25 protein-coding genes and 1 tRNA gene are annotated in these 26599 nt (G+C 50.2%); 6 read left to right on the top strand and 20 right to left on the bottom strand.

Going from position 1 to position 26599, the window contains the following annotated elements:
• Positions 1 to 35: 35 nt before the first annotated feature.
• Positions 36 to 1421 (bottom strand): glutamate--tRNA ligase, encoded by a 1386-nt coding sequence (gene gltX, locus ACFQNF_RS00365; RefSeq protein WP_380185252.1) that lies wholly within the window; start codon positions 1419 to 1421, stop codon positions 36 to 38.
• A 203-nt stretch (positions 1422 to 1624) separates the two neighbouring features.
• On the bottom strand, positions 1625 to 3082 hold the full coding sequence (gene mltF, locus ACFQNF_RS00360) for a membrane-bound lytic murein transglycosylase MltF (RefSeq protein WP_380185251.1): 1458 nt from the start codon (positions 3080 to 3082) through the stop codon (positions 1625 to 1627).
• 107 nt (positions 3083 to 3189) lie between these two features.
• On the opposite strand from mltF, the gene ACFQNF_RS00355 reads away from it, so the two are divergent.
• Positions 3190 to 3279, top strand: a tRNA-Ser gene (locus tag ACFQNF_RS00355).
• A 91-nt stretch (positions 3280 to 3370) separates the two neighbouring features.
• On the opposite strand, the gene pabC is transcribed toward ACFQNF_RS00355, so the two are convergent.
• Together pabC and ACFQNF_RS00345 are read right to left on the bottom strand one after the other, a co-directional pair.
• Positions 3371 to 4222 carry an aminodeoxychorismate lyase gene (pabC, locus tag ACFQNF_RS00350; RefSeq protein ID WP_380185249.1) on the bottom strand — a complete coding sequence of 284 codons (852 nt, stop codon included), beginning with the start codon at positions 4220 to 4222 and terminating at the stop codon, positions 3371 to 3373.
• A gap of 99 nt (positions 4223 to 4321) precedes the next feature.
• The gene (locus ACFQNF_RS00345) at positions 4322 to 5635 is read right to left on the bottom strand and encodes an aminodeoxychorismate synthase component I (protein ID WP_380185247.1); all 1314 of its coding nucleotides are present in this window, start codon (positions 5633 to 5635) and stop codon (positions 4322 to 4324) included.
• Between the two features lie 261 nt (positions 5636 to 5896).
• Here ACFQNF_RS00345 and ACFQNF_RS00340 point away from each other — a divergent pair, with 261 nt between their 5' ends.
• Positions 5897 to 6406, top strand: a complete 510-nt coding sequence (locus tag ACFQNF_RS00340) for a lipocalin family protein (RefSeq protein WP_380185245.1) — start codon at positions 5897 to 5899, stop codon at positions 6404 to 6406.
• 64 nt (positions 6407 to 6470) lie between these two features.
• Here the strand turns inward: ACFQNF_RS00340 and fabF are convergent, their stop codons facing one another.
• The 8 genes from fabF to ACFQNF_RS00300 all read right to left on the bottom strand — a co-directional run bounded on the left by fabF (position 6471) and on the right by ACFQNF_RS00300 (position 13160).
• On the bottom strand, positions 6471 to 7712 hold the full coding sequence (gene fabF / locus ACFQNF_RS00335) for a beta-ketoacyl-ACP synthase II (RefSeq protein WP_380185243.1): 1242 nt from the start codon (positions 7710 to 7712) through the stop codon (positions 6471 to 6473).
• 108 nt (positions 7713 to 7820) lie between these two features.
• On the bottom strand, positions 7821 to 8060 hold the full coding sequence (acpP, locus tag ACFQNF_RS00330; RefSeq protein WP_380185241.1) for an acyl carrier protein: 240 nt from the start codon (positions 8058 to 8060) through the stop codon (positions 7821 to 7823).
• Between the two features lie 162 nt (positions 8061 to 8222).
• The gene (gene fabG / locus ACFQNF_RS00325) at positions 8223 to 8966 is read right to left on the bottom strand and encodes a 3-oxoacyl-ACP reductase FabG (protein ID WP_380185240.1); all 744 of its coding nucleotides are present in this window, start codon (positions 8964 to 8966) and stop codon (positions 8223 to 8225) included.
• A 100-nt stretch (positions 8967 to 9066) separates the two neighbouring features.
• A complete protein-coding gene (gene fabD / locus ACFQNF_RS00320) occupies positions 9067 to 9993 on the bottom strand; it encodes an ACP S-malonyltransferase (protein ID WP_380185238.1) in 927 nt (308 codons plus the stop codon).
• Between the two features lie 103 nt (positions 9994 to 10096).
• Positions 10097 to 11053 (bottom strand): beta-ketoacyl-ACP synthase III, encoded by a 957-nt coding sequence (locus ACFQNF_RS00315; RefSeq protein WP_380185236.1) that lies wholly within the window; start codon positions 11051 to 11053, stop codon positions 10097 to 10099.
• Between the two features lie 163 nt (positions 11054 to 11216).
• Complete coding sequence (gene plsX / locus ACFQNF_RS00310) at positions 11217 to 12245, bottom strand: phosphate acyltransferase PlsX (RefSeq protein WP_380185234.1); 1029 nt, start codon at positions 12243 to 12245, stop codon at positions 11217 to 11219.
• Between the two features lie 177 nt (positions 12246 to 12422).
• Complete coding sequence (gene rpmF / locus ACFQNF_RS00305) at positions 12423 to 12602, bottom strand: 50S ribosomal protein L32 (protein ID WP_046351409.1); 180 nt, start codon at positions 12600 to 12602, stop codon at positions 12423 to 12425.
• A gap of 36 nt (positions 12603 to 12638) precedes the next feature.
• Complete coding sequence (locus ACFQNF_RS00300; protein WP_380185233.1) at positions 12639 to 13160, bottom strand: YceD family protein; 522 nt, start codon at positions 13158 to 13160, stop codon at positions 12639 to 12641.
• A 57-nt stretch (positions 13161 to 13217) separates the two neighbouring features.
• Between ACFQNF_RS00300 and ACFQNF_RS00295 the strand changes: the two genes are divergently transcribed.
• Both ACFQNF_RS00295 and ACFQNF_RS00290 read left to right on the top strand, forming a co-directional pair.
• Complete coding sequence (locus tag ACFQNF_RS00295) at positions 13218 to 13802, top strand: Maf family protein (protein ID WP_380185231.1); 585 nt, start codon at positions 13218 to 13220, stop codon at positions 13800 to 13802.
• Positions 13799 to 14509, top strand: coding sequence for an SAM-dependent methyltransferase (locus ACFQNF_RS00290; RefSeq protein WP_380185229.1), 711 nt, complete (start codon positions 13799 to 13801; stop codon positions 14507 to 14509). The genes ACFQNF_RS00295 and ACFQNF_RS00290 overlap by 4 nt, the downstream gene beginning before the upstream one ends.
• A gap of 118 nt (positions 14510 to 14627) precedes the next feature.
• Here ACFQNF_RS00290 and ACFQNF_RS00285 read toward each other — a convergent pair whose 3' ends face one another.
• From ACFQNF_RS00285 to ACFQNF_RS00260, 6 genes are all read right to left on the bottom strand, one after another.
• Positions 14628 to 16040 (bottom strand): exonuclease domain-containing protein, encoded by a 1413-nt coding sequence (locus tag ACFQNF_RS00285; RefSeq protein ID WP_380185227.1) that lies wholly within the window; start codon positions 16038 to 16040, stop codon positions 14628 to 14630.
• Positions 16041 to 16217: 177 nt separating this feature from the next.
• Positions 16218 to 17159: a class I SAM-dependent methyltransferase gene (locus ACFQNF_RS00280; RefSeq protein WP_380185225.1), complete on the bottom strand. Its 942-nt coding sequence runs from the start codon at positions 17157 to 17159 to the stop codon at positions 16218 to 16220.
• A gap of 97 nt (positions 17160 to 17256) precedes the next feature.
• The gene (gene coaD / locus ACFQNF_RS00275) at positions 17257 to 17793 is read right to left on the bottom strand and encodes a pantetheine-phosphate adenylyltransferase (RefSeq protein ID WP_046351404.1); all 537 of its coding nucleotides are present in this window, start codon (positions 17791 to 17793) and stop codon (positions 17257 to 17259) included.
• 167 nt (positions 17794 to 17960) lie between these two features.
• Positions 17961 to 19391, bottom strand: a complete 1431-nt coding sequence (gene pyk, locus ACFQNF_RS00270) for a pyruvate kinase (protein WP_380185223.1) — start codon at positions 19389 to 19391, stop codon at positions 17961 to 17963.
• 833 nt (positions 19392 to 20224) lie between these two features.
• Positions 20225 to 22222: a UvrD-helicase domain-containing protein gene (locus ACFQNF_RS00265; RefSeq protein WP_380185222.1), complete on the bottom strand. Its 1998-nt coding sequence runs from the start codon at positions 22220 to 22222 to the stop codon at positions 20225 to 20227.
• Positions 22223 to 22297: 75 nt separating this feature from the next.
• Positions 22298 to 22780, bottom strand: a complete 483-nt coding sequence (locus ACFQNF_RS00260; RefSeq protein ID WP_380185220.1) for a GAF domain-containing protein — start codon at positions 22778 to 22780, stop codon at positions 22298 to 22300.
• A 536-nt stretch (positions 22781 to 23316) separates the two neighbouring features.
• Between ACFQNF_RS00260 and ACFQNF_RS00255 the strand changes: the two genes are divergently transcribed.
• Together ACFQNF_RS00255 and ACFQNF_RS00250 are read left to right on the top strand one after the other, a co-directional pair.
• Positions 23317 to 24225 (top strand): ABC transporter ATP-binding protein, encoded by a 909-nt coding sequence (locus ACFQNF_RS00255; RefSeq protein ID WP_380185219.1) that lies wholly within the window; start codon positions 23317 to 23319, stop codon positions 24223 to 24225.
• The gene (locus ACFQNF_RS00250) at positions 24222 to 25481 is read left to right on the top strand and encodes a hypothetical protein (protein WP_380185217.1); all 1260 of its coding nucleotides are present in this window, start codon (positions 24222 to 24224) and stop codon (positions 25479 to 25481) included. Before ACFQNF_RS00255 ends, ACFQNF_RS00250 begins: the two co-directional genes overlap by 4 nt.
• Before the next feature lie 78 nt (positions 25482 to 25559).
• Here ACFQNF_RS00250 and ACFQNF_RS00245 read toward each other — a convergent pair whose 3' ends face one another.
• Together ACFQNF_RS00245 and ACFQNF_RS00240 are read right to left on the bottom strand one after the other, a co-directional pair.
• Entirely contained in the window at positions 25560 to 26000 is a 441-nt protein-coding gene (locus tag ACFQNF_RS00245; RefSeq protein WP_380185216.1) for a DNA-binding protein, read from the bottom strand.
• Complete coding sequence (locus tag ACFQNF_RS00240; RefSeq protein ID WP_380185215.1) at positions 25969 to 26562, bottom strand: nucleotidyltransferase domain-containing protein; 594 nt, start codon at positions 26560 to 26562, stop codon at positions 25969 to 25971. The genes ACFQNF_RS00245 and ACFQNF_RS00240 overlap by 32 nt, the downstream gene beginning before the upstream one ends.
• Positions 26563 to 26599 lie beyond the last annotated feature (37 nt).

Below are 26599 nucleotides of genomic sequence, written 5' to 3'. Positions count from 1 at the left end.
CGATTAATCGTTCGGCTTTTTGAAACCACCCGCGCTTAAGCCAGTCGTTTCAATACTTCTGCCTTGCCCAGCAAAGCCAACACCGCATCCACCGAAGGCGTATGCGTGGTGCCGCAAACTTTAGCGCGTAGTGGCATGCCGACTTGCCCCATTTTCACGCCTTGCGATTTGCAAAACTCTTTGATAAAGGCGGCGATACTTGTGGTATCCCATACTTCTAATGCAGCAGCTTCACTCGCAAAGACAGTCAGGCGGGCCAGATCGTCACTTGTCAGATGCTTAGCCACCACTTCATCCGATGGAGTGAGTGGCTGATAGAAGTATGTCGCCTCAGTCGCCAGCTCTACGATGGTCTGTACACGATCTTTTAACAACGTAACCACATCGACCAGTGCAGGCCCTTGGCTCAGGTCTACGCCCTTTTCATCCAAGAACCGTTTAGCAAGATCAGCAAGGCGTGCAGCATCGGCGGTCTTGATGTGCTGCGCATTCAGCCACAGCAGTTTTTCTTTATCAAAGCGGCTTGGGCTGGCTGATACGTCTTTTAGGTCAAACCATTCTACAAACTGCGCCATAGAGAAGCATTCATCGTCACCATGGCCCCAGCCTAAACGGGCTAGATAGTTGAGCAGTGCTTCCGGCAAATAACCGGCGCTATCGTAATCGACCACACTCACGGCATCGCGGCGCTTGGATAGTTTCTGGCCCTGATCATTATGAATCATCGGCAAATGGGCAAATTGCGGTACCGCAGCCCCTAGCGCGTTAAAGATATGAATCTGGCGTGGTGTGTTATTAACATGATCATCACCGCGAATCACTTGGGTAATGCCCATATCCCAGTCATCGACCACCACGCAGAAGTTATAGGTTGGTGTGCCATCAGGGCGGGCAATGATGAGATCATCCAACTCGACATTGCCAATTTCAATACGGCCTTTGACCAGATCATCCCAGGCAACCACACCATCAAGCGGTGTTCTGAAGCGCAATACCGGCTGCACACCAAGAGGAGGCTCGGGCAGAACCTTGCCTTCCTCGGGTCTCCAACGGCGATCGTACTTGGCTTTCAGGCCCAAAGCTTCTTGCGTCGCACGCATGACATCAAGCTCTTCTTTGGACATATAGCAAGGATAAGCGTGGCCACTGGCTAATAGCTGTTTTACCACTTCACGGTAACGATCCATGCGCTGCATCTGGTAAAACGGGCCTTCATCGTAATCAATACCTACCCAATGCATGCCATCCATAATCGCTTTAACCGATTCTGGCGTTGAGCGTTCTAAATCGGTGTCTTCAATACGCAGTACAAATGCACCGCCATTTTTGCGTGCATGCGCCCAAGAAAACAGCGCGGTGCGCACACCACCAATATGTAACAGGCCCGTAGGACTAGGGGCAAAACGAGTACGTACAGTCATAGAAAAGCTACCGAGAATAGAGCGTGGAAGGCGATATTGTAGCGGATTAGAAGCATCGGCGGGTTGCACCCGCCCTACAGGCTTCACTCTCAAAAAAAGCGACACTTCGTAGGGCAGGTGAAACCCGCGTGTTTTTGCGTAAACCTGCAAAAAAATACATCAAGAATCAAAACGCAGCTTGCACCCGCCCTACAAAAGCAGGCCTAAAGCGCTGCAGTACGCACTTGCTTTGCTGCCAGCACACGGTTATTGATGTTCAGCGGCAAGTTATTTGGGTTTTGCACCACAATATTCTCGCTTAACACCGGCATCGTGTTTTGCACAGGGCTCTCAAAGCGCACTAAAATATCGTAGTAAGTACGTAGGCGCTCAACAAAAATCACTGGTTCGCCACCACGGGCGTAGCCGTATTTAGCCGATTTAAAATATTGCGGATTACGCAAAAGTGGCAAGGTTGTTTTTACGTCGACCCAGCTATCTGGGTTTTTGCCCAGCTTCACCGCCAATGCGCGGGCATCCAGTAGATGACCCAAACCGACGTTATAGGCGGCTAAAGCTAACCAAGTACGATCTGGCTCGGTGATATTCTCAGCCAAGCTGTCTTTCATGGTCTGGATATAACGAGCGCCCCCCTGAATGCTTTGATAGGGGTCGAGGCGATTCACGCCCAGGCGCTCTGCCGTATCGTTGGTGAGCATCATCATGCCACGCACACCCGACATCGAAACCGCTTCCGGGTCCCACATCGATTCCTGATAAGACAGTGCGGCAACCAAGCGCCAATCTAGGCCCGTTTTGGCCTCAGCCTCTTTAAACCACTTTTTATAGCGTGGCAAAGTGGCTTTTCGCTTATCCAGAAACGCCATGGCATCCATTTGACCAAGACGATTCACGTGGCCGTAATATCGGTCGAGTAAGCTGCGCATCTCACCGCTTTGGGCCATTTTGCTAAAAAAGCCTTGAAACAGTGTAAACAGCTCGCTATCTGCCTCAGGGGCTGCCCATGCAAGCTGCTGCGCCGAGCCCATTTCGCGAGAAATAGCGACTTTAGGGAAATAATTTTGAGCAACATCCGCAGCGTGCGAATCAACCATGGCATAGCTAAGCTGGCCATTGGCAACGCGCTCGATCAAGTCTTCGCTATCGCCATCTTCGACCACTTGCCAACTCAAATTCGGTTTATTGACCTTGAGCTTATTCAGCGCCATCGCATATTGCGGCAAGGTGCTGATGCTGGCCTGACCTGCACTTAGCTCGGCTAAGACGCTGGAAGCGGTTTTGTTGCTAGGGTAAATCAGCACCGGCTCAATGCTTTGGTAGGCAGGGCCGAATGCGAGTCCTTCGCTTTCAAAGCCTTTTTGCACTCCCACCGCAAAGTGAGCTTCATTTCCCTTCAACCTCGAGAGTAACTCGGCATAGCTGCTGGTGACGATAAAACGCACTTTCAGCCCATTTGCTACTGCAAAGCGAGTAACGAGGTCGTACTCCAAGCCTGCGTAATTGCCTTCAGCATCGACATAGAGTGTGGTCGGACCGTTTTGTACCAGTACGACGAGTTCTTGTGATTCTGCCCAAGGAAGAACCCGGTTGGAAGATTGTTCCGGCATATCGCCGCAACCCGTTAGAACAACTGTTGCTAGAGCCATGAGCCAATGTTTCATGCGCATCCCATTTGTTGATACCGGGCGCATTCTGCACTAATTCCTCCTAAAATGACAAACACTGCTTTGCCTTAGGTAAAAATTGCGCTAGAATTCGTCTCCTCTTTGGAGAGGTGGCAGAGTGGTTGAATGTACCTGACTCGAAATCAGGCGTACTCGCGAGAGTATCGGGGGTTCGAATCCCCCTCTCTCCTCCAGATCATCAAAAACGGCAGGCCCTCGGGCTTGCCGTTTTTGTTTTGGAAGCGCGCCAGAGTACGGCTAACTACCTATTCCACCCAGTGAAAATTACCCTTCCGTCATATCCGGCACAGCAACAATCGCAAATTTTTCCTTTTGGCGCAACTGATTCACCGCCGCCGACAGCAGTGGCTGCGCGGCATTCGGGGAAAAATACTGATCGCATAACTCAGCCACTGGCAATAATCCCATCAGACTATTTGTCAGCCAGACGGCATCGGCTTTTTTGATTTCATCCAGCGTCCAAGCTCGTTTTTCTACCCTCCAACCATGCTGCATTGCAGCATCAAAAACCACCTCACACATTACCCCACTCACTCCACTTTGCTCGAGTTTTGGCGTACTTAAAACGCTGTCGCATAAAACCAACACATTACTCATCACGCCTTCGATCACCAAGCCGTCTCTGTCCAGCATCAGCCCTTCAAAAATGCTTGGATCGCTCCATTCCCGCCGTGCTAAAACATTTTCTAAACGATTCAAATGCTTAACCCCAGCCAAGGCAGGTTGCCAGCTCGCCTGCGTGCTACAAACACGCACTTTTACTCCCTCTTGATGCAATTTTTCTGGGTAGGCAGGTAAGGCAGCCAACTGCACAATTCGATTAGGAGCTAGCTGATCAGGCGCGACATAACCACGAGCGGTTTCACCCCGGGTAATGATTATCTTAAGTGCTGCGTCAATGGGTGTAAGGCAGCGCAAGTCTTCTAGCAAGATCGCCTCGCTGGGGCAAACGATTCCCAAAGCTGCGCAGTCTTGCTGTAAGCGTGTGTAATGTCTGGCCCAAAATTCAATCGCTCCGCCTGTGCAACGCATGGTGCGAAACACCCCGTCACCAAATTGAAACGCCCGATCAGCCATACTGATGTGGTCTTGGGGCAGGCCATTAAGCAATCTCATCTAAAACTCCATAAAAAAAGGGTGAACAAAACGATTTGCTTTGCCACCCTAACTGATCCATTCACGCATGGGCACAAAGGCGGGCCCCTACAAAACAGTCTAACCTTGCACGCCCAAGGCGCGCAGTAAGCCGCGTGCTTTATGACGAGTTTCTTGCAGCTCACGCTCTGGATCTGAATCAATCACAATGCCAGCACCCGCTCTAAAATAAAGCTGATCTTGCCTTTGTAAGAAAGTACGAATCAGGATATTAAGATCCATGGATCCATCCAGATTGATATAACCCAAGCTACCGGTGTAAGCATAACGAGGCCTATCTTCCAATTCTCTGATAATTTGCATGCAGCGAACCTTAGGGCAACCTGTAATGGTTCCACCGGGGAAAAGCGCCCTAAGAATATCAGCCGGTGTTTGCCCCGCACTTAACTGTCCACGCACATTGGATTCAATATGATGAACAAAAGCATAGGTTGCCACAGCCATCAGCTCGTCCACTTGCACCGTGCCAGGCCGGCAAATACGGCCCAGATCATTGCGCTCTAAATCAACCAGCATAATATGCTCGGCACGCTCTTTGGGTGTCGCTAAGAGCCGCGCTTTAAGCCCCGCATCTTCGATAGGATCAAGCGATCTGGGATGCGTACCGGCAATCGGCCGTGTTTCAACCAGATCACCCTTCACTTTAACTAAGCGCTCTGGGGATGAGCTCACCACGGCACCATATTTGCCTAAATCAAGCAGGGTAGAAAACGGTGCGGGATTACGCACACGCAGGCTAGCAAATAGCTCGGCAGGGCTTAAAGCTTGTGCGAGTTGCACATCCCAGCCTCGGGATAAATTCACCTGAAAGACATCGCCTTCTCTTATATATATAAGAGCTCGCTCTGCCTCTTGTAAAAAGGCAGCTGGATCGTCCTCTGTGATTGATGCAACTTGCGGTAATGCAGGATTAAACTCAAGCGTGTTAGCCACTCGCTCGGCTAGCATTTCTAGCTCTTCGAGCGTTTCTGCCACCAGCCAGGCCAGGCCAGATGGGTGCTCAAGTAACACCGCCGCAGGAATACGTAGCAGTGCTGCAACGGGAAAGTCTGCCTCGGGACGATGTACAACATGCGGCTCAAAGGTAGAAAGCAGCTCATAGCCTGCGTAAGTAAACCAGCCACCTGCAAAAGGCGCATCAATAGGCAACTCTTCTGGGCGGGGCAACTTGGCATCCAGTGGCAAGCTGCGCAAATCGCTCACAAAGGCATCGCCCTCAGCAGCAGCATAGATACGTACTTCACGAGGCAAGGCAAATAAAATATCCCAACCCGCATGCCCTCCTCCGGTCTCGGCAAGGGCAGGAAATCGGACAGGATCGCTGGCATGCAGCGCTAATAAATCAGGAGTTTTGGCTAGAGATAAACAGAACATGATCGGTATTTTAACAAGGCAAGTGCAGCCTTATACCTTATCACTTAAACAAGTGATAGCGTTGTATAAAATACAGGGGCCGATGCCCCATCTGCTGGCTAACAAATTCCCCTGCACCAACGTGGCTCATTAAAAATGATAGCGTGGCACTTCAAATATTCTGTGATGGGGCCTACTGATCTAGCCCCCTACTTCAAGGTCATCGTATCGACTTGGCAAGCTGCTAGAATATGAAAAACATCGCAAAAAAAGGAGGCAATCATGCGCTTATCTGTCTTACTCCTCGGCCTTATCATCAGCAGCGTCACCCATGCAGAACCTATTACCGTGCCCGCACTCGATATAGACCGCTATCTGGGCCGCTGGTACGAGATTGCTAGCTTTCCGATGTATTTTCAGCGCATGTGCGTGGCAGACACCACAGCGGAATATAGCAAGCAAAGCGAAGATAAAATCACCGTGGTTAATCGCTGCCGCAAGCAAGACGGTAGCTTTGCCGAGGCTGACGGCCACGCCAGTGTTGTGCCGCATAGTGGCAATGCTAAATTGAAGGTTAGCTTCTTCTGGCCATTCTCTGCGGATTACTGGGTATTTGGCTTGGGCGAGGAATACCAATGGGCCTTAGTTGGCAATCCCAACCATAAATATCTGTGGCTATTATCACGTAGCCAGACCATCAGCAGCCAAGATCTAAATACCGCGCTAGACATTGCCAAAGAGCAGGGTTTTGATATCAGCAAGCTCAATTACACTTTACAGCGAGTGGATTAACGCTCTGCAACCCGCAATGAAAAAGGCTACCGAAGTAGCCTTTTTTTATGCTTGATATTCTTAATTAAATTTTACGGAATACCAGCGTGCCATTCGTGCCGCCAAAACCGAAAGAGTTAGAGATCGCAACGCCAATCTTCATGTCTCTTGCGGTATTCGCCACATAATCCAGATCACAACCACCAGCAATATCTTGCTCGAAGATATTAATTGTTGGAGGGGAAACTTGATTGTGCAGAGCAAGAATAGAGTAAATCGCTTCCACCCCACCCGCGCCGCCCAATAAATGGCCAGTCATGGATTTAGTCGAGTTCACCGCCAGCTTCTTAGCATGATCACCAAAGGCAATTTTAAGCGCATTGGTTTCATTAGAGTCACCCAGTGGAGTAGACGTGCCGTGTGCGTTAACGTAATCCACTTCATCCGAATTAACGCCCGCATCTTTCAAGGCATTGGTCACGCCGCGCGCTGGGCCTTCTGCCGTTGGCGAAGTAATATGGTAAGCGTCTGAGCTCATACCAAACCCAATCAACTCCGCGTAGATGGTTGCGCCGCGCTTTTTAGCGTGTTCGTACTCTTCCAGTACCAACACACCCGCGCCCTCACCCATTACAAAGCCATCACGGCCGGTATCCCAAGGACGGGATGCCGTAGCAGGATCGTCATTGCGAGTTGATAGCGCTTTCATGGCCGCAAAGCCACCCATGCCAAGGCGGGAAATCGCGCCTTCAGCACCGCCAGCAACCATCACATCGGCATCGCCGTACTGGATGATACGAGCCGCATCGCCAATGCTATGTGCACCTGTGGTGCATGCAGATACGATGCCGTAACTTGGGCCTTGATAGCCTTTCAAAATAGTTACATGGCCCGCAACCAGATTAATTAAACAACCTGGAATAAAAAACGGGCCAATTTTGCGCGGGCCGCCTTCAAGCAAGGCAGCGCTGGTCTGCTCGATAGACCAAAGGCCACCGATACCAGAACCAATATTCACGCCAACGCGGGTTTTATCCAAATCGGCAACATCATCGAGGCCTGCATCTTTAATGGCTTGCAAGGCAGCGGCGATACCATAATGGATAAACACATCCATACGGCGTGCATCTTTGGCCGAGATGTACTCGGTAATATCGAAACCTTTAACTTCGCCAGCAATAGTGCAAGCTAAGTCACTAGCATCGAAACGGGAAATTTGAGCGATGCCAGACTGACCAGCGAGCAAATTTGCCCAGCCAGTAGCGACATCATTGCCTACCGGCGAGACATGTCCCAAGCCAGTGACAACTACTCTGCGTTTAGACACGGGGCAGTCTCCGTAAGATGGTTCAAGCAGGTTTGCCGAAACCAGATGGAACAAGACCCCCACAATAAACGCTTACGCGCCCATCGCGGGGGCCTCGAGAAAAACTAATTACTTTTCCAGATGGGCATTGACGAAGTCAATAGCTTGCTGAACGGTAGTAATTTTTTCGGCTTCTTCGTCAGGAATTTCGCACTCGAATTCTTCTTCCAGTGCCATGACGAGTTCAACGGTATCGAGAGAATCGGCACCGAGGTCGTTTACAAACGATGAGTCAATCTTAACGTCTGTTTCCGGCACGCCAAGTTGCTCGGCAACGATCTTCTTAACACGCTGTTCGATGTTTTCCATGAATTTATGTCCCAAGCCTTGTCTTAATTACTAAAAAAAACGTCGGCATTCTACCAAAAAAACAGTCACCGCATACGTTTGTCGAGTAACTTCGGTGAAATGCACAACCAAAAAACCACGCTGAGCTGCAAAAAAACTTCTGCGTACAGCATGGATACCACGCTAATTCATATACATTCCGCCATTTACATGCAGGGTATTGCCTGTAATGTAAGCAGCTTTATCTGACGCCAAAAAACTCACCGCATCTGCAATATCTTGCGGATTACCTAAGCATCCTAAGGCAATTTGTTCGACCAGTTTAGCCTTTTGTTCATCTGCAAGCGACTTTGTCATATCGGTATCGATAAAACCAGGGGCGACTGCATTCACTGTCACACCACGGGAACCGATCTCGCGCGCCAGCGATTTAGTAAAGCCAAACAGGGCGGCCTTAGCCGCAGAGTAGTTAGTTTGCCCAGGACTACCTGTAGCACCCACTACCGAAGCAATATTAATAATTCGCCCCCAGCGCGCCTTCATCATGCCACGCATCACGGCTTTTGATAGCTTATACACCGGACGCAGATTGGTGGCCATCACGACATCCCATTCTTCGTCCTTCATGCGCATCAGGAGGTTATCACGGGTAATCCCCGCATTATTGACGAGAATGGTCACAGGGCCAAATTGTTGGGTAATAGAGTCAACAATCTCTTCGCAAGCGTTCTCTTCAGTTACTTGCAAACGTAAGCCGCAACCTGCATTGCCCACTTCTTTTAAATAAGCTGTAATTGCCTCTGCACCCGCATCAGTGGTGGCCGTGCCAATCACCAGCGCACCCGCACGAGCCAGCTCAAGCGCGATCGCTTGGCCGATTCCTCGTGATGCACCGGTTACCAGTGCCACTTTACCTTCAAAACTCATGCAAAATCTCCATCAATCGCTAAAGCAACAAATCATAGGGCGGGAGCAACCCGCCATTTTACCAAGACACCTCGGCGGGTTGCACCCGCCCTACAAATACTTACAGCATCGCTTGTAATGTTTGCAGTGCCGCAACGTCGACCAAGGCCACTTGCTGTGCTTCTGTTGCGATTCGCTTGTTTAAGCCTGCTAATACTTTACCCGGCCCGCACTCAGCGATCACGGTAATGCCATCGTTTGCCATTTTGGCAATAGTTTCCACCCAACGTACTGGCTCGTAAAGCTGACGAACCAGCGCGTCTTTAATTTGTGCTGCATCGCTATATGCGACCACATCGGCATTATGCAAGACCGGAATCACAGGCGTATTGATAACGATTGTATCCAGCTTTTGTTTCAACTTATCACTAGCAGGGCGCATTAAAGCGCAATGTGACGGCACAGACACTGGTAATAACATCGCCCGCTTAGCACCACGCGCCTTGCAAGCCTCGCAAGCGCGCTCTACAGCCGTCTTGCTACCCGCAATCACCACCTGCCCCGGCGAGTTAAAATTAACTGCGGCGACCACATCACCCTGAGCCGCTTCCTCACAAGCAGCAATGATTTCGGCATCTGCCAAGCCTAAAATTGCCGCCATTGCACCCGTGCCCACTGGCACAGCTTCTTGCATCGCGATCGCACGTAAACGAACCAATTGCAGTGCATCACCGAAAGACAAAGCCTCAGCCGCCACTAGCGCGCTATATTCACCCAAGCTATGCCCAGCCAATACGTCCGGCTGTACGCCGCCCTGAGCCTGCCAGGCACGCCATACAGCCACACCGGCAGTCAGCATCAGAGGCTGAGTATTCACAGTGGCGTTTAATAGCTCGCTAGGGCCATCGGCAACCATTTGCCATAAATCTTGCCCTAAGATCGCTGAAGCTTCGTCAAACGTTGCTTTCACTACGGCCAAATCTGCCCAGCCATTCATCATACCGATCGATTGTGAGCCTTGGCCCGGAAACACAAATGCTAATGCCATTGTTATTCTCCTACACGCCGCTAAAGTGCATCACTTTAGCCAAATTCAAACAGTTATTTTAATGCCGGATAGTCAAACGGCGCTCTTGCAGCGCCGTTAAGAATTAAAACTGGACTAACACCGAACCCCAAGCAAAACCACCGCCAATCCCTTCCATTAACACTTTATGGCCTGCTTTAATCCGGCCATCCCGCACCGCGGTATCTAATGCTAAGGGAATCGATGCGGCAGAAGTATTGCCATGCTCGGCCACCGTCACCACTACTTTATCCATACTTAAACCAAGATGCTTTGCGGTAGATTCAATAATACGGATATTAGCTTGATGCGGCACCAGCCAATCAATTTCAGCTTGCTCAATCCCTGCGGCTTCAAGCGTCTCTACTGCAATATCGGCCAAGGCGCGGACTGCAAATTTAAAGACCGCATTGCCTTCCATATACAGCCAAGGGCTGCCCGTTAAAGCACCATATTTAACTTTAGCGTCTGCTTTTAAAATATGACGATAACGGCCATCAGCACGTAAATGCGTGGCTAAAATACCGGTTTCTGTGGATGGCTTCAACACAACTGCGCCCGCACCATCACCAAACAAGATACATGTACCGCGATCATCCCAATTCACAATATGCGACAGCGTTTCTGCGCCCACCACCACCGCACACTGGGCAGCACCGGTTTTTACAAATTTTTCTGCTGTGCTCAGTGCATAAATAAAGCCTGCACACACCGCCTGCACATCAAATGCCGGAAAGCCATGCACGCCTAATTTATCTTGCAAGATGCAGGCTGTCGAAGGAAAAATTTGATCGCCAGTCGTTGTTGCTACAATTAATAAATCAATTTCTTCTTTGCTAACACCAGCAGCAGCAATCGCAGCCTCAATGGCTTTCAGCGCCATATCAGACGTCATCTCACCTTCGGCGGCAATATGGCGCTCACGAATACCAGTGCGCGAAAAAATCCACTCATCGCTTGTTTCAACGCGCTCGGCAATTTCCTGATTAGAAACTACACGAGATGGTAAATAAGAACCTGTGCCAACAATGCGAGCGTACATACATAACCCCTTATTCGATGACAGTCTCTTGGAGTATTGCAAACCTACTGCGAGGCCTGATTACTGCGTTAAAAAATGGCTAAAAATCCTCATTTACTACTTGTAAACTGCGGTTTTTCACCATTTTTTGCCTTGTCCTCAGGCCTCTCGCTACGTTTTGCAATTACTCCTCTTGAGCTGCCAATTCTGCAAGCTGATCTTGAACTTGTTCAGTGATGCGCTGAATCACGCCCGAGCGTGCCTCATCCATCGCCTGCCTCAGTGCCCAATAAAAAGCCACTTTGTCTGCACCACCATGGCTCTTCACCACGATGCCTTTTAAACCCAGCAAGGATGCACCGTTGTAGCGCCGCGGATCAACTCTGGCTTTAAAACGCGCCAACACCGGCCACGCCAAGAGCGCAATAATGCGCGTCCACCAGCTGCGGGTAAATTCTTGTTTTAAAAATTCGGCCAACATCTTCGCCAAGCCTTCAGAAGCTTTCAGCGCCACATTGCCAGTAAAGCCATCGCAGGTCACCACATCAACCGAGCCACGATAGATATCATTACCTTCAACATTGCCATAAAAATTAAGGCGAGAAGCTTTTAGTAACTCGGAAGCTTCTTTGACGACTTCATTGCCTTTTTGATCTTCAGAACCAATATTGAGCAAGCCAACAGTTGGGTTTTCAATATGGCGGGTTGCTGCCACAAGCGACGAGCCCATAATGGCAAACTGCAAAAGATTATGCGGAGTACATACCGCATTAGCGCCCAAATCCAGTACGCAAGTCTCGTTGCGGCTAGATGGCATCATCTTGGCAATCGCAGGTCGATCAATACCCGGAATGGTTTTAAGCACAAAACGGGCGGTAGCCATCAGCGCGCCGGTATTGCCGGCTGAAACGCAAGCATTGGCTTCGCCTGATTTCACCAAATTAATCGCCACGCGCATCGAAGAATCTTTTTTATTCTTCATCGCGGACTGGGGCGATTCATCCATGGTGACCACTTCACTAGCGGCATGAACACGCAAGCGAGGGCCTACCGTGGCATGGCAAGCTTTTAATTCAACTTCAAGAACGTCAGGCAAACCAACCAGCACGACGTTTACATTGGGAAATTCTTTTAGGAAGCGAAGCACGGCAGGCACAGTAACGTGCGTGCCATGATCGCCACCCATTGCATCAACGGCAACGGTGATATCCATCGGGAGCTAAAAGTCCTATAAGGAGCAGGAGAGTCATTTTTCGTAGCTAAAAACTAGTAAGGAAAAACGCTTCAATCACGACTCCAATGAGGCACAGACTGGGGAATCCAGAACGGCGAACGGCGCAAGGGTTGCCCGCTTGCGCCGCATATTACAACCCTGAGGTTGTAAAAGGGATTACTCGCCCTTGGCTTTAATAACGCGACGACCGCGGTAAAAACCATTTGGGGAGATATGGTGACGCAAATGTGCTTCACCAGTTGTAGCTTCAACTGCCAGCGCCGGAGCGGTCAGGAAGTCGTGTGCACGACGCATGCCACGCTTGGACGGGGACTTTTTATTCTGTTGAACAGCCATGATTGTAGCTCCTTGAAAACCAGTTTAATTGACAGTTTATTCCGCTTCCCTGGTTTTCAACTGAGCCAGGACAGCAAACGGATTCGGTTTTGAATCTTTTAAAATAATGCGATCTGCACCACAGTCTTCGTGTCGGGACGCGAAGGGCAAGGCAAGCAGAATTTCATCTTCTATCAACGCAATAACGTCAAGCTCGGGATCGATAACGATACCTTCGAGATCTTCGTCAGCGTTTTCCGCATCATTAAGATGGGCCTCGTCTGGAAACTGTACGAGAGTGCTACCCACATTAACAAAAAAGGGCATGGGCTTTAAGCAACGTTGGCAAACGAGTTGAACTTCGCCTTCCACATCAACAAATAACCACGGCCGCTCTAACTTATCAATGCCGCTAGACAACTTCCAGACCATGCTGCCCTCAGTACTAGCAAGCAAATCATGTAAGCGGCCTAACTCAGACAGCGGGATCGTACCTTCAATCTTTTCGCCTTCAAGCGCGAATTGACCGCTGTGAATAACAGTCATAAGGAACCAGAACGAATACAAGAAACCGCGCATGATACAATCTCTTAACTAGCCCTGTCAAAGTCATTTACGTAAGAGTCTAACAAATCCATGCACTTACCTCGTTTAATCCTCGCTTCTACCTCGCCCTATCGCAAAGAATTGCTGGAGCGGCTCGGTATCTCTTTTGAGACTGCTGCGCCAGATTTAGATGAAAGCGCCCTAGCCGGCGAAACCGCTGGCGACACCAGCTTGCGTCTCGCGATTGCTAAAGCCCGCGTACTGGCTGATCAATACCCAGACAGCCTGATTATTGGTTCTGATCAAGTCGCCCTTTTAAATGGCGAGCAGCTAGGAAAACCCGGCAACCATGAGCGTGCCGTTCATCAGTTAAGTAAAATGCGCGGCCATACACTGGCATTTCATACCGCACTTTGCCTTTACAACACGGCGACAGGCCATGAGCAGCATTATGTAGATATTACCCGTGTCACGATGCGTGATTACTCCGATGCCGAGATCGAATCCTACTTGCAGCGCGAAAAACCCTACAACTGCGCAGGCAGCGCTAAAACCGAAGGCCTTGGCATTGTGATGATTGCCGCCATCGAGGGCAAAGATCCTGCTGCTATTATTGGCCTGCCGCTGATTGAATTAATTACCATGTTAAAAAATGAAGGATTTCCACTGCTATGAGCGGCACCCTGTATTTGATTCCTGTCCCACTGGGTACAGACACACTAGCCAGCGTGATTCCGGCGGACGTACTCGCCACGGCACAACGTTTAACGCACTTTATTGTTGAGGCACCTAAAACTGCACGGGCCTTCTTAAAAGAATTTGGCACACCACACGAGCTGCGCAGCCTGTGGATGGAAGAGCTGAACGAGCACACCAAGGAAGACGCACTCAGCGCCCTGTTAAAACCGCTGCTGGATGGCCACGATGTGGGCCTAATGAGCGAAGCGGGCTGCCCCGGTGTGGCCGACCCAGGTGCAAACTTGATTCGTTTAGCGCATCGTAAAGGCATTAAAGTCGCGCCACTAGTCGGCCCATCGTCGATCTTGCTCGCCTTGATGGGAGCAGGCGCGAATGGCCAGAAGTTTCGCTTTAACGGCTATATTCCCTCGCAAGACCCTGCTCGCCTCGAAGCAATTCGCCAGCTAGAAAACGACTCATACCGCAATAAACAAGCCGAGCTGATGATTGAAACGCCTTACCGCAACGGCGCTTTATTTGATGCGCTTTTGCTCGGCTTAAAAGGCAGCACCCAGCTCACTGTGGCTTGCGATTTAACGACGTCTAATGAGTTGATGTTGAGCAAGACCGTGGCAGACTGGAAAAGCGGCACTAAGCCCGACCTACACAAACGCCCAACCGTGTTTGTGATTTACGCGGCTTAAAAAAACCTAAGCTCTGTAGACACAGAGACAAATGAGAACACAAAGAACACAGAGAAAATCAAAGTTAAATCTTTAGTTTTTCTCTGTGTTCTGCTTTTAATCTCCCCGTTCTCTGTGTCTACAGATCTTTTTGACTTTCTGCCCCGCCATCACACCCCAGCTTCTGCAATTTATGCCCCTGCTTTTTGAATTCTTTCTGAATCAGCTTAAACACATCGAGTTCAAATTTACGGGGCTTGGCCATTAGGGCGGGTAGCTCGTCGAGGTGGTTAATCGCACCCAGATAGCACCATTGGTCGAACACCTGTAACACTGGCGCCCATTCTGGGCCTTCTGCCAGTGCAACTGCGCCCTTATACGGCCATAGCGGAAAGCGATAGCGCTCTATTGCGGCAGAAAAGCGGGCATTGTGGGTGATATCGCGGCCCACACAGGCGCCTCGGCAACGGGTTTCTAAGAATGCCGAGCAAGGCGCAAGCGACTTGGGCTTGGGCTCCAGCCCCAAAATCTGCCTGCATAAGCCATGACCATCAATCATTTTATTTAATACATTGGCGGCTTCGCGGCGCGAGCGGAATGGGCCAAATACCGGCTCGCTACCTACCTCGGCCCACGGAGTCCAATAGGGCTGTAGTACGTCGTCTTTCGAAACCAAGCGCCACCCACCTAGCTCTTTAATCCGTCGCTGAGGCGGGTTGTAGCTTGGCTCTAATTGGGAAACAAGGCTGGTTTCCAGTAGCACCGCACCTAATTCACCCGCTGTTTCATGCCAGGCCAGCCTTTGGGTGCGCTTAGCCAGCTGCACTTCCTTAGGATTGGCATCACTAAAATGAGCCAGTACGCGCTTTCTGATATTGTGATTTTTGCCTATATAAAGCGCCACATCGTCCGAGCCATAAAAAATATAAACGCCGGAAGACTCAGGCAACTCATCAATCTGGGCAGGATCAAGCGCGGGAGGCAAGGCAGGCTGGCGCAATAATTCGGCAATCGATTGATGCAGCACCTCAAAGCCATGATCTTTCAGCGCCACATCCAAAAACTGCTGCAAAAGCTCGGCATCGGTTAAAGCACGGTGACGACCGCCAACAAAGGTCAACCCGTAACGTGCAATCAAAGCATCCAAGCTGTGCTTATGCTCAGCGGGGTAAAGTTTGCGAGACAGCTTAACGGTGCACAGCACCTGCGCCTGCAAACGCATATCGAGGCGTTTAAATTCTTGCTTTAAAAACCCGTAATCAAAACGCGCGTTATGCGCAACAAACACCCGCCCCTGTAATAGCTCGAGCACTTGCTCCGCCACCTCGGCAAAGGGTGGCGCATCGGCCACCATTTCATTACTGATGCCGGTCAACTCCTGAATAAACTCAGGAATCTCTTTGCCAGGATTCACCAGTTGCGACCAGCTACGGCTACCCTGCTCGTCGATCTGCACAATGCCCACTTCGGTAATACGATCCGAATTCGGGTTCGCTCCGGTGGTTTCTAAATCAACCAGAACGAGAGGATAGGAAAAATAGGGATTGTTCATTAACGAGATAATCCAAACAAGCGGGGACGTACAGAAGATAAAATGCTCAAGTCTGTAAACACAGAGAACAGGGAGAACACAGAGCAGATTGAGAAAAAATCAGCGGCCTACAGCTTTCCTCGCAGATTTTCTTCCCGTCCTCTGTGTGCTCCGTGCCCACAGAACTTTTAAACTTAATCAGGCTTTTACAAACCTAAAACACTGATGAATTTTGCGGTTGCGGAAGTCTTCTGGTACGGATTGCCCAGAGATATCGGTGCACATTGGCTTAAGCCAGTCATCCAGCGTAAAGGTGCGTAGATTATTAGAGAAATACAGCACACCGCCCGGTTTCAGTAGGGCCAGCACGCTTTCTAGTAGCCAGGAATGATCACGCTGGATATCCAGAATACCGTTCATTTTTTTGGAATTAGAAAACGATGGCGGGTCCATCACGATCAGATCGTAACGGGTACTTTCGCTTAAAGCTTCAGATAAAAACTCAAACACATCAGCACGCACGCGCTGATGGCGCGATGGATCCATGCCATTTAAAGCGAAATTACGCTCAGCCCATTCCAGATAAGTATTCGACATATCCACGGTGGTGGTATGTGTGGCGCCACCGGCTGCAGCGTAAACGCTGAACGAGCCGGTATAGCTAAATAGATTTAAGAAGCGCTTGCCTTTGGCTTCTTCCATCACACGCTGGCGGGTATTGCGGTGATCCAGAAACAAACCGGTATCTAAATAGGCACCTAAATTCACCCAGAATTTATTCCCACCTTCTTGTACCACAAAGTCTTCAGACAACTCGCCTTCCAGCTTTTCATACTGCTGCAAGCCTTTTTGCCGCTGGCGTAATTTCAGCACCACGGCAGATTCGTCAATCTCTAGCACTTCGGCACAAGCATTGCGAATCGCTTCTAGCCAATCGGCGTGATCTTCATCGCTTTCCATCCAGCCGGTTGCCACTTCTTGCAAGTGCACGCGGCCTTCGTAAAAATCAACGATCACAGGGAATTCGGGTACATCTCTATCGTATACGCGGTAGCAAGTAATGCCCTGCCGACGGGCCCATTTGCCCCAATGCTTAACGTTTTTGGCAAAGCGGTTACGAAAGCTAGCGATATCAGCCATTTTTATAAAATCTTGAGTACATAAAAACAGAAGTGTAACAGGCGAGGGAATATGGCGCACAGCGCTCTCGCAAGCGGAGCTTCAAGTACGCCCTAAGCTAAGCACCCTTTGTTTCAGAGATATCCAGGCTCAAGGTTGAGGTACGGCCAGCCCTCAGCGCAAGAAAGCGATTAAATACCGGCTCGGGCACATATTGCCGCACTACGCCTTGCCAGCCAGCGGGGCCAACTAAGCCTTTCACCATTGTCGAGCTGACTTCGGCAATTTCTCGCGGTGGCATTAAAAAGACAGTGTCGATATGCGGAGCCAGATCAGCGTTTACATAGCGCATTTTGCGCTCGAACTCATAATCGGCCGCTTCGCGAATACCACGCAAAATAAAATTAGCGCCTTGCTCGCGGGCGTAATTCACTAAAAATGAATTTTCAAAGGATTCCACACGCAAGGAAGGAAGATGTGCGGTGGTTTCTCTTAGCATAGCCAAACGCTCGGCCAGACTAAAAGTGTAAGACTTATCTGGATTATCACCAATCGCAACGATCATTTCATCGAACATGCCTACACCATGCTCAATCATCCACAGATGACCATTGGTCACGGGATCAAAACTGCCTGCATATACCCCTTTACGCATGGGTATCACTTCCTGTTTAAAAGGTTGTGCCACTATACCACCGGCAAAACTAACTCACCCAAGGGGATATCCCCACATAAAAAACGGCGTTTGCTCCTGCTTGCTTAGCTACCGGAGCATCACGCCGTTTGACTTACATCTGCATCATCAACGTTTTAATAGAATTATTAAGCGATTGATGTGTCAATTTTAATAATTTGCAGCGTATTCGCGCCTAAGCCCGCTTGCGAGCCCCAAGTCATGGCAACACAATCGCCCGGTACAACACGCTCATCGCGCACCAACGCCATTTTCACGTGTGCAATTTGCGCGTCGCGCTCGTTACCTACCGATTCTGGCATCAGAGTCGGCTGAACATGGCGGTACAAGGCCAGCTTGCGGTAAGTGGCTATATTCTGAGTCACCGCCATAATAGGCACCGCGCTGATATAACGAGACAGCCAAAGCACCGAAGTGCCTGAATCTGTCAGCGCCACAATCGCCTTCATAGGCAAATGGCTGGCCGCATAAACCGCCGCCATCGAAATCGCCTGATCGATACGCTCAACAACAGCATCGCTAATAAAATCATTATCACTTTGCATATCGGCGTGTTTTTCTACTTCCTGACAAACACGCAGCATCGCTTCAACTGATTCTACAGGGTACTTACCCGCCGCCGATTCTGCCGACAACATCACCGCATCAGTGCCATCGAGTACCGCATTGGCCACATCAGAAACTTCAGCACGCGTTGGCACTGGGCTAGTGATCATCGATTCCATCATTTGCGTAGCTGTAATCGACAATTTACGCATCTGACGTGCCATTTTGATCATGCGCTTTTGCAAAGCAGGAACAGCGGCATCGCCCACTTCAACGGCCAAATCACCACGCGCCACCATAATGCCGTCGGACGCTTCGAGGATGTCGACCAGATTAGTAATGGCTTCAGTACGTTCAATCTTAGCGATCAAGCCCGCATGGCTGCCTTCTGCCAACAGTAAAGTGCGCGCCAACAGCATATCTTCGCCGCTTTTAGGAAAAGACACCGCCACATAATCAGCATGCAATGCAGCCGCTGTTTTAATGTCGGCCATGTCTTTTTCGGTCAGCGCAGGCGCAGTTAAGCCGCCGCCTTGACGATTGATACCCTTATTATTAGAAAGGGTGCCGCCCACCAAAACTTTGGTTAACACTTTAACGCCCGTTACCGAAATGACTTCCAGCTTAATTTTTCCGTCATCCAGCAATAAAATATCGCCCGGCACCACATCATTTGGCAATTCTTTGTAATCCAAACCAACATAGTCCTGATTACCCAGCTCACAAGCGGCATCCAGAATAAACGCTGCGCCTTTTTCTAACTCAATTTTGCCGTGCTCAAACTTACCCACACGAATCTTCGGGCCTTGCAAATCAGCCAGAACCGCAACAGATTGCCCAAGGCGATCAGCAATAGATCGAACCAGATTGGCTCTGTCAGTATGGTCTTGTGCGGTGCCGTGGGAGAAGTTCAGCCTGACCATATTTACCCCAGCGACGATCAGCTGTTCCAAAACCTTAGGGTCGTTGGAAGCGGGGCCGAGGGTTGCAACAATCTTTGTGCCTCTGATCATTAGGTCTTACTCCTGAATAAGGGGGAATCTTCAAATCAAAAATATATCTTCGATAGTTCTTTCTGATTTCTTTATTTTGCTCGCGATCATACCTACAAAATGCTTACTTTGTGCAAGCATACATTTTCGTCTTAGCCTATTGCGATTATCCCATCCGCATGTGCAAGGACTGAACCCGCAGGCATCGAGGAATGTAGAGCGAGTAAAACTCGCCAGCAACCGGTATAAAAACACAAGAAATAGCGGGCTAGCCCGCCAAGCGAAAAATACCTAGCGCCTGTGTCACACAGAATACGCCGTCCAAAAAAAAGTTCTTAGATGTAAATCAGTAAGTATGTAGTCAAGCGATGTAAAGCCTTGAAATAGCGGAGCACGATGCTAATTCGAGTGCAGACGCCACACCAAGTTCCGCAAAAGCCTAAAACAGGATGATTGCAATTAATAAGGGAAAAAGAAGGAATGAAGGGCTAATACACACAGAGTCGGTTTTTATAGGGTGTGCAAGTCGTTTTTCTTGCGCACCGTGTTCGGTGCGTAACGACTTCGTCGTTGTGCACCCTATAAAATACAAATTCGTCCTAAGACAAAAACCTAATGATGCCTAGGAGGCTAGCAGCCTGTCGGACTTAAGACTGATCTACTGCGGAAAAGCCGGATTTGGCCAGATTTCACGCATTTTCTCGTTAAATAGCCAGCTATTCGCCTCAAAAATCCGTGAAATCTGTCTCAAACCGGTCTTTCCCTCGCTACGATCGCTTAAGTCCGACAGGCTGCTAGTTCCCCAAACCTCTACATAACATCACTTTGATATATATATAAAAACTCAAGCCGCTTTACTTACCAATCCTTGCCATCAGTTCAGCGTTTTTGGCTTTTCGCTCTTCCTTACTCATGGCGGGTTTGGGCTTGTCCCCTGCCAATCGACCACTGATGATCACATCTTCGGGCGGCAATTCTTTTAAAAAGCGGCTCGGCTCGGTAATTTGCCATTCACCCGCACGGCGGCGCTTGCCGCAATAGCTGATGGTTAGAGTACGCTGGGCGCGGGTAATCCCCACATACATCAGCCGCCGCTCTTCTTCCACCATATTGCTTTCAATCGAATTCTGATGCGGCAGGATGTTTTCTTCGCAGCCGATCAAAAACACATGCGGATATTCCAGCCCCTTAGAAGCGTGCAGCGTCGATAACTTCACCGCATCGACGTCTTCTTCATCACGCCCTTCCAGCATGGTGATCAGCGCAATGGTTTGCACGATATCAATCAGGCTTTTATCGTCTTCCTCGCCTTTTTTGGTAATCCAAGCCACTAAATCTTGTACGTTTTTCCACTTAGCCTCGGCGGGACGTGGCTCGTCGTTTTCATACAGCCATGTTTCAAAATCAATCGCCAGCAGCAGCTCATTTAATAAAGGCCCAGCTGGCTCTTTGGCTGCACGGTCTTGCATGCGATTAATAAAATCACAAAAGAGGCGCAAAGGCTCGTATTGAGCGGCTTGCACCTGATGAATAAAGCCTTCTTCATACACGGCAGCAAAAAAAGATACATTGCGTGTGGCGGCATAACTTCCGAGTTTTTCCAGCGTCACATTGCCCACGCCACGCTTAGGCGTAGTGACAGAGCGAATAAACGCCGGATCGTCATCCTCATTGGCGATCAGCCGTAAATAAGCCAGCACGTCTTTAATCTCGGCCTTGTCGTAAAACGATTGCCCACCCGAAATCACGTAGGGAATGCGGCGTCCCCACATCTGCTTTTCGATAATCCGCGCCTGATGATTGCCGCGATACAAAATGGCATAGTTAGAATACTTGCCATTGCTTAAAAAACGGCTCGACTCCAGATGATCCAACACCATGGCCGCTTCTTCTTCTTCGGTTTTGCTTTCGATCACCATAATCGGATCGCCAACGCCTAGATCAGACCAAAGCTTTTTCTCGAATAATTTAGGATTATTGCCAATCACCGCATTGGCGCAGCGCAAAATACGCGCCATCGAGCGATAATTTTGCTCGAGCTTAATCACTTGCAGCTTGGGAAAATCCTCTTGCAAGAGGCGCAAATTATCCACATTCGCACCACGCCAAGCATAGATAGACTGGTCATCATCCCCCACGGCAGTAAACAAACCCGTCACACCAGCCAGCAACTTAACCAATTGATACTGGGTGGTATTGGTGTCTTGGTATTCATCGACCAGCAAATAACGCAGACGGTTTTGCCATTTTTCCAGCACTTCGGGATGCGCTTCAAATAAATCGACCGGCAGGCGAATCAGATCGTCAAAATCCAAGGCCTGATAGGCAAACAAGGTGTCTTGGTAAGAGCGGTACAGCTTAGCCAGTTGCAACTCGCCCTCTGATTGCGCCATCGCCAAGGCCTTGTCTGGCGAAATACGGTCGTTTTTGAGCATAGAAATCTGGCTCATGCTGCTGCGAATCAGCTGCTTATCGGTGGTGACCAGTTGCTCGCTAATAATCTTGGCGGCGTCTGCCGAATCTAAAATAGAAAACTGCGGCTTATAGCCCAGATGCCGCGCTTCCTCGCGCAACATTTTTAGCCCCAAGGAGTGAAAAGTAGAAACCGTTAGCCCCTTGAGCATTTCTTTTGGCAGCAGCGCCCCCACCCGCTCCTGCATCTCGCGCGCGGCCTTATTAGTAAAGGTAATCGCAGCGATATTCTTGGCATTCATGCCCGCCTTCTCAATTAAATACGCAATCTTCTGCGTAATCACCCGCGTCTTGCCCGAGCCAGCACCCGCCAGGACGAGGCAAGGCCCGCCTAGATAAACGACGGCCTCGCGTTGCGGAGTATTTAAGAGATGCAGCATGAAAAACCTTGAGAGTGAAAGCGGGCGAAGTTTAACATGGGCAGGCCTGCCGCTGATCGGGGGCAGGCCACCCGCTTAAAACAGACGCACCAAAGCCTCACAAACCTGAACCAAATACTTGGCATCGACTTCATCAAACATCGCCAGCTCGGCGGAATCAACATCCAGTACCGCCAGCACCACGCCATCACTATTGATCAGCGGCAAAACGATTTCCGAGCGGGCCAAGGACGAGCAAGCGATATGCCCGGCAAAAGCGTCTACATCCGGCACCACCAGCGTTTGTGCCTGAGCCCAAGCGCTACCGCAAACGCCACGGCCTTTTTGAATGCGGGTGCAAGCAATCGGCCCTTGGAATGGCCCCAGCACCAGCTCATCCTGCTTCACAATATAAAAACCCGTCCACAGCCAGCCAAAGGTGTGATGCATGGCAGCGCAGACATTGGCCATCGCGGCAATCAAATCGCTCTCGCCTTCAATTAAAGCCAAAGCTTGCGGAATCAGATTTTGATATAGCTCTTCTTTGCTACTACCTTGAATCAGTAAATTTTCTGCCATTTTTTATTCCAATCAATATTGATGATTTGTAGGACAGGTGCAACCCGCTATTTTTCACGGATTTATACCTTAATTTGGCGGGTTTCACCCCATATGCACTAAACAAATAGGTTTTCATTAGCAAACAGAGAAAAAACATAGTGACCACACTCTCTGCACAGGGCTTTTTGAGTCCCCTTGAAACACGCCGAAGCGAGGAACAAGCGGGCGGGGTTTCGGCGAGGACTGTCTGAGCGAAGCGAGTTCCACAGCCGCCGCTCGATTGTCCGCAGATGAGGAGCCTTCGTGTTTCGTGGGGCGGCCTTCTTTGGCTTCGTTTCTTGGCCGTTCAAGAAAGGAAGGCCCCCGCGGTGGCTAACCGCTCCAAAATCAACGTGCCGAAGGCACTAAAAAGGTCTTTTTGATTTTGCTTAGCGCGTATGGGGTTTCACCCACCCTGTGATATTGCAAACATCCTAACAATAATTCCCTGTCTAATTCCCTGTCTGTATCCAGTATGATGCTGTCAAATCTAGTCAGATCAACCCGAGACTTCCATGATCCAAATTTCTGGCCTTACCTTTGATTACCCCGGCCACCGGGCGTTAAATCAATTGAATCTGAATGTAGAGCGTGGCAGCGTTACGGCGCTGGTGGGAGCCAATGGCGCGGGTAAAACCACCTTGATGCGCTGCATTGCAGGCCTTGAAACGCCGCTGTCCGGATCGATTGCTGTGGCGGGCTTAGATGTTCAGGAAGAGCCTCGCGCGGTGCACAAGCAAATGGGCTATTTATCGGATTTCTTTGGCCTCTACCAGGATTTAACCGTGGCGCAGTGTTTGGAATACGCGGCGGCGTCCCAAGGCTTAGCGAAAGACGCGATTGCGGCCGCAATCAATAACACGGCGCAGCGCTTGTCTTTGCAAGATCGCTTGGGGCAAAAAGCCAGCAGCTTGTCACGAGGCTTGCGCCAACGCGTAGCCATCGGGCAGGCAATTATCCATGCTCCGCAGGTATTGCTGCTGGACGAGCCCGCATCGGGCCTAGACCCGGAAGCGCGTAATGAGCTGGCGATATTATTCAGGCAACTGCAAGCTAGCGGCATGACGCTGCTCGTGTCGTCGCATATCTTGGCCGAGCTGGAAGCCTACTCCAGCCATATGCTGGTGCTAAAAGACGGAAAAATCCTTGAGCACCGCGCGCTATCAAATGGCTCACACAGCAGCAGAGCCTTGCAGCTCAGTCTAGCCAGCCCCAATCCGCGCCTTGCTGAAATACTGGCGGCCCATTCCATCGTTGCGCTCAGTAAAAATCAGGACAATCACGCCGAATTTGATTTCAGCGGCACAAGCGATGAGCAGGCTCAATTACTGGCAGAACTGATCCAAGCAGGCCTTGCCATCAGCAGCTTTGGCGAGCAAAACTTGCAACAAGCTTATCTGCGCACCATCAAGGAGACAAAATGAATCCTGAATTTAAACGAAATCTCTGGTTAAGCTTTTCTACACCACGCTTAATCGGCATGCCTGCCATCCTTGCGCTGATTTGTTTAGCCGTGGGAATGAACACCGAATTAAGCAAACTGGGCAGCACTGCAGTAGCGCTCTTTATGGGGATTGTCTGGCTATGGGGCACAAAAAATGCTGCCGCCGCCATGGGTGACGAGCAGCGCGATCACACGTGGGATCAGCAAAGAATGAGTGCGCTTAGCCCGTGGGAAATGACCTGGGGCAAGCTATTTGGCGCTACGCTGTTTAATTGGTACGGCGGAGCGCTCTGCCTGCTGATGCTGCTTGTAGCTGAGCTACCCACCAACCCAATTAGTGCTATTAGCAAGACGCTCGCGATGATTGCCATCGGCCTTTTGTTGCACGGCACGGCGCTGGTGATCAATCTGCAACTGGGCCAATCCGATCTGGCACAAAACCGCAGAGGCAGCTTTAATCTGCTGCTGGCCATCCCCGCATTCTTTATGATGCCAGGCTTGTTTGAGATGGGCGATACACCAATTACCTGGTGGAATACCCCCTTTATGCCGCTGCAATTTCAGCTACTGGCAGGCAGTTTCTTTGCAATTTGTAGTGTTTTTGCTGCATGGAGACTCATGCAAAACGCCCTGCAAGTACGCACCCTGCCTTGGGCATGGCCACTGTTTGCCTGCCTGCTCACGGCTTTTTTTGCAGGTTTCAAACATGATCAGTTAGCCATACTCGGGCTAATTATTTGCAGCGTAATGACTTATGCCATGCTATTTGCAGAGCCGAATGGCTTCACGGTTTGGCAACGTGTGATTACCCGCATCCAAAACAAAAACGAGCATGGTGCGCTGATTAATCTGCCGCTCTGGCCAACAACCTTACTGCTGTCTTTTATTTTTGCGCTAATGGCTACAGGCTCGGGTGTAGACGAATTTCCCATGCTCAGCAGCACCCCACTCGCCATCGCCCTGATCTTGCTGCGGGACAGCGCCATCTGCTTATTTATCGCATTGAATAGCAATAGCAAACGGGTACTCGCCAGTAGCCTGCTATATCTGGCCATCATCAACGGCCTGCTGCCCTTCTTAGCCCACAGCAGCGGGCTGGAAAGCTTGGCATCCATCCTAATGCCCATCGGCCATATGTCCGTGATTGCCAGCATTTTAATCAGCACAATTCACGCAGCCATCGCGGTTGGCTTAGTGGTTTGGAGATGGCAGGTGGTGGTGAAGCAGAAGAATTGATCTGAAGCTGAGTTTTGCCACTTGATTACGTTTGGCCTGATTAGCAAGATAACTTGCTAATCAGGTCTATTCCCATACTCATGCCAATTCTGGCTTATTTTTATCCAACCATTCACGCACATATTTCAATAGGGATTCAGCCTGCATGAGGCATTCAGCCACTGCACTCGGTGCAATAGGGTCGCCTTCATAATCGGATAGATTGCGCTGTTTGCGTAGCGCGTCCAGCACGATAACCGTCGCCATATCGAGGCCGATGGTTTTGGGTAGCACTTGAATCGCCGTTTGATGATGACCAGGCTGGCTGGTCGCGGTGCGATAACCATTCGCCCACAGCGACGCCATAGCGCACTGCATAATGGCTTTATACGCCGCATCAAAGCGGTTTTCGTCGCTAATCGCCGTTACCCGTGCATCAGCCAGATTGCGCTTCGCCGCATCCAGCAGTCGTTGCAGCGCATCACGATCTGGCTGATGAGCGATGAGTTTATGAATCGCCAGCAAGTTTTCCAAGGTCATGCTCGTTTCCTATTAGATACATTTTTTGCTGCTTCATCACATCCAGCGCCCACGCTTGCCGCTGAGTTAGCTTGGCTTTGAATTCATCTATGGAATACACCACCGGATTAATCTCACGGCCTAGCTCGGCTTGCAATGGGTAAAACGCCGTCACCACTTCAACAAAGCTCACGTCGCCCAGCACCAATACGTCGATATCACTAGCCGCTCGCTCTTCTCCGCGCGCTACCGAGCCATACACCAGCGCGACGTCAATCCGCTCGGCCAATGCAGCCAATGCGCCCGCCAATACATCCGCCACACCTGCGGTTTTGCGCAGCAAGCCCGCCAGCTCAGCAAAGACAGGGCAATCCACATTCGCCCGATAATGTTTTTGATTACCCACCTTGCTGGCCAGCAATACGCCCGCTGCGGCCAATTTGCTCAGCTCACGGTTGAGCGTTCCCGCCTGCGTTTGCGTCAGCCGTGCAATTTCACGCACATGCCACGCGCTTTCAGGGTGCAGCAGTAGCAGCGCTAACACCCGCCTGCGATACTGCCCTAGTAATAAATCCGCCAGCATATCATCGCCTTTTTAGCTACGATCGTAGCTTTAAAAG

This window comes from Iodobacter arcticus (assembly GCF_042664895.1).
GTDB lineage: Bacteria > Pseudomonadota > Gammaproteobacteria > Burkholderiales > Chitinibacteraceae > Iodobacter > Iodobacter arcticus.
The sequence above is the reverse complement of the archived record's forward strand: the minus strand, read 5'-3'. Positions and strand labels throughout refer to the sequence as shown.

Coding starts and splice junctions, on each gene's coding strand:
- fabG (WP_380185240.1), bottom strand. CDS start 8,966: ATGAGTTTTGAAGGTAAAGTGGCACTGGTAACCGGTGCATCACGAGGA.
- ACFQNF_RS00315 (WP_380185236.1), bottom strand. CDS start 11,053: ATGTACGCTCGCATTGTTGGCACAGGTTCTTATTTACCATCTCGTGTA.
- coaD (WP_046351404.1), bottom strand. CDS start 17,793: ATGCGTAAAGGGGTATATGCAGGCAGTTTTGATCCCGTGACCAATGGT.
- rpmF (WP_046351409.1), bottom strand. CDS start 12,602: ATGGCTGTTCAACAGAATAAAAAGTCCCCGTCCAAGCGTGGCATGCGT.
- ACFQNF_RS00295 (WP_380185231.1), top strand. CDS start 13,218: ATGCACTTACCTCGTTTAATCCTCGCTTCTACCTCGCCCTATCGCAAA.
- ACFQNF_RS00280 (WP_380185225.1), bottom strand. CDS start 17,159: ATGGCTGATATCGCTAGCTTTCGTAACCGCTTTGCCAAAAACGTTAAG.
- mltF (WP_380185251.1), bottom strand. CDS start 3,082: ATGAAACATTGGCTCATGGCTCTAGCAACAGTTGTTCTAACGGGTTGC.
- fabD (WP_380185238.1), bottom strand. CDS start 9,993: ATGGCATTAGCATTTGTGTTTCCGGGCCAAGGCTCACAATCGATCGGT.
- ACFQNF_RS00345 (WP_380185247.1), bottom strand. CDS start 5,635: ATGTTCTGTTTATCTCTAGCCAAAACTCCTGATTTATTAGCGCTGCAT.
- ACFQNF_RS00260 (WP_380185220.1), bottom strand. CDS start 22,780: ATGGCAGAAAATTTACTGATTCAAGGTAGTAGCAAAGAAGAGCTATAT.
- ACFQNF_RS00250 (WP_380185217.1), top strand. CDS start 24,222: ATGAATCCTGAATTTAAACGAAATCTCTGGTTAAGCTTTTCTACACCA.
- ACFQNF_RS00285 (WP_380185227.1), bottom strand. CDS start 16,040: ATGAACAATCCCTATTTTTCCTATCCTCTCGTTCTGGTTGATTTAGAA.
- ACFQNF_RS00300 (WP_380185233.1), bottom strand. CDS start 13,160: ATGCGCGGTTTCTTGTATTCGTTCTGGTTCCTTATGACTGTTATTCAC.
- plsX (WP_380185234.1), bottom strand. CDS start 12,245: ATGGATATCACCGTTGCCGTTGATGCAATGGGTGGCGATCATGGCACG.
- ACFQNF_RS00265 (WP_380185222.1), bottom strand. CDS start 22,222: ATGCTGCATCTCTTAAATACTCCGCAACGCGAGGCCGTCGTTTATCTA.
- ACFQNF_RS00245 (WP_380185216.1), bottom strand. CDS start 26,000: ATGACCTTGGAAAACTTGCTGGCGATTCATAAACTCATCGCTCATCAG.
- pyk (WP_380185223.1), bottom strand. CDS start 19,391: ATGATCAGAGGCACAAAGATTGTTGCAACCCTCGGCCCCGCTTCCAAC.
- ACFQNF_RS00290 (WP_380185229.1), top strand. CDS start 13,799: ATGAGCGGCACCCTGTATTTGATTCCTGTCCCACTGGGTACAGACACA.
- gltX (WP_380185252.1), bottom strand. CDS start 1,421: ATGACTGTACGTACTCGTTTTGCCCCTAGTCCTACGGGCCTGTTACAT.
- ACFQNF_RS00240 (WP_380185215.1), bottom strand. CDS start 26,562: ATGCTGGCGGATTTATTACTAGGGCAGTATCGCAGGCGGGTGTTAGCG.
- ACFQNF_RS00340 (WP_380185245.1), top strand. CDS start 5,897: ATGCGCTTATCTGTCTTACTCCTCGGCCTTATCATCAGCAGCGTCACC.
- acpP (WP_380185241.1), bottom strand. CDS start 8,060: ATGGAAAACATCGAACAGCGTGTTAAGAAGATCGTTGCCGAGCAACTT.
- pabC (WP_380185249.1), bottom strand. CDS start 4,222: ATGAGATTGCTTAATGGCCTGCCCCAAGACCACATCAGTATGGCTGAT.
- ACFQNF_RS00255 (WP_380185219.1), top strand. CDS start 23,317: ATGATCCAAATTTCTGGCCTTACCTTTGATTACCCCGGCCACCGGGCG.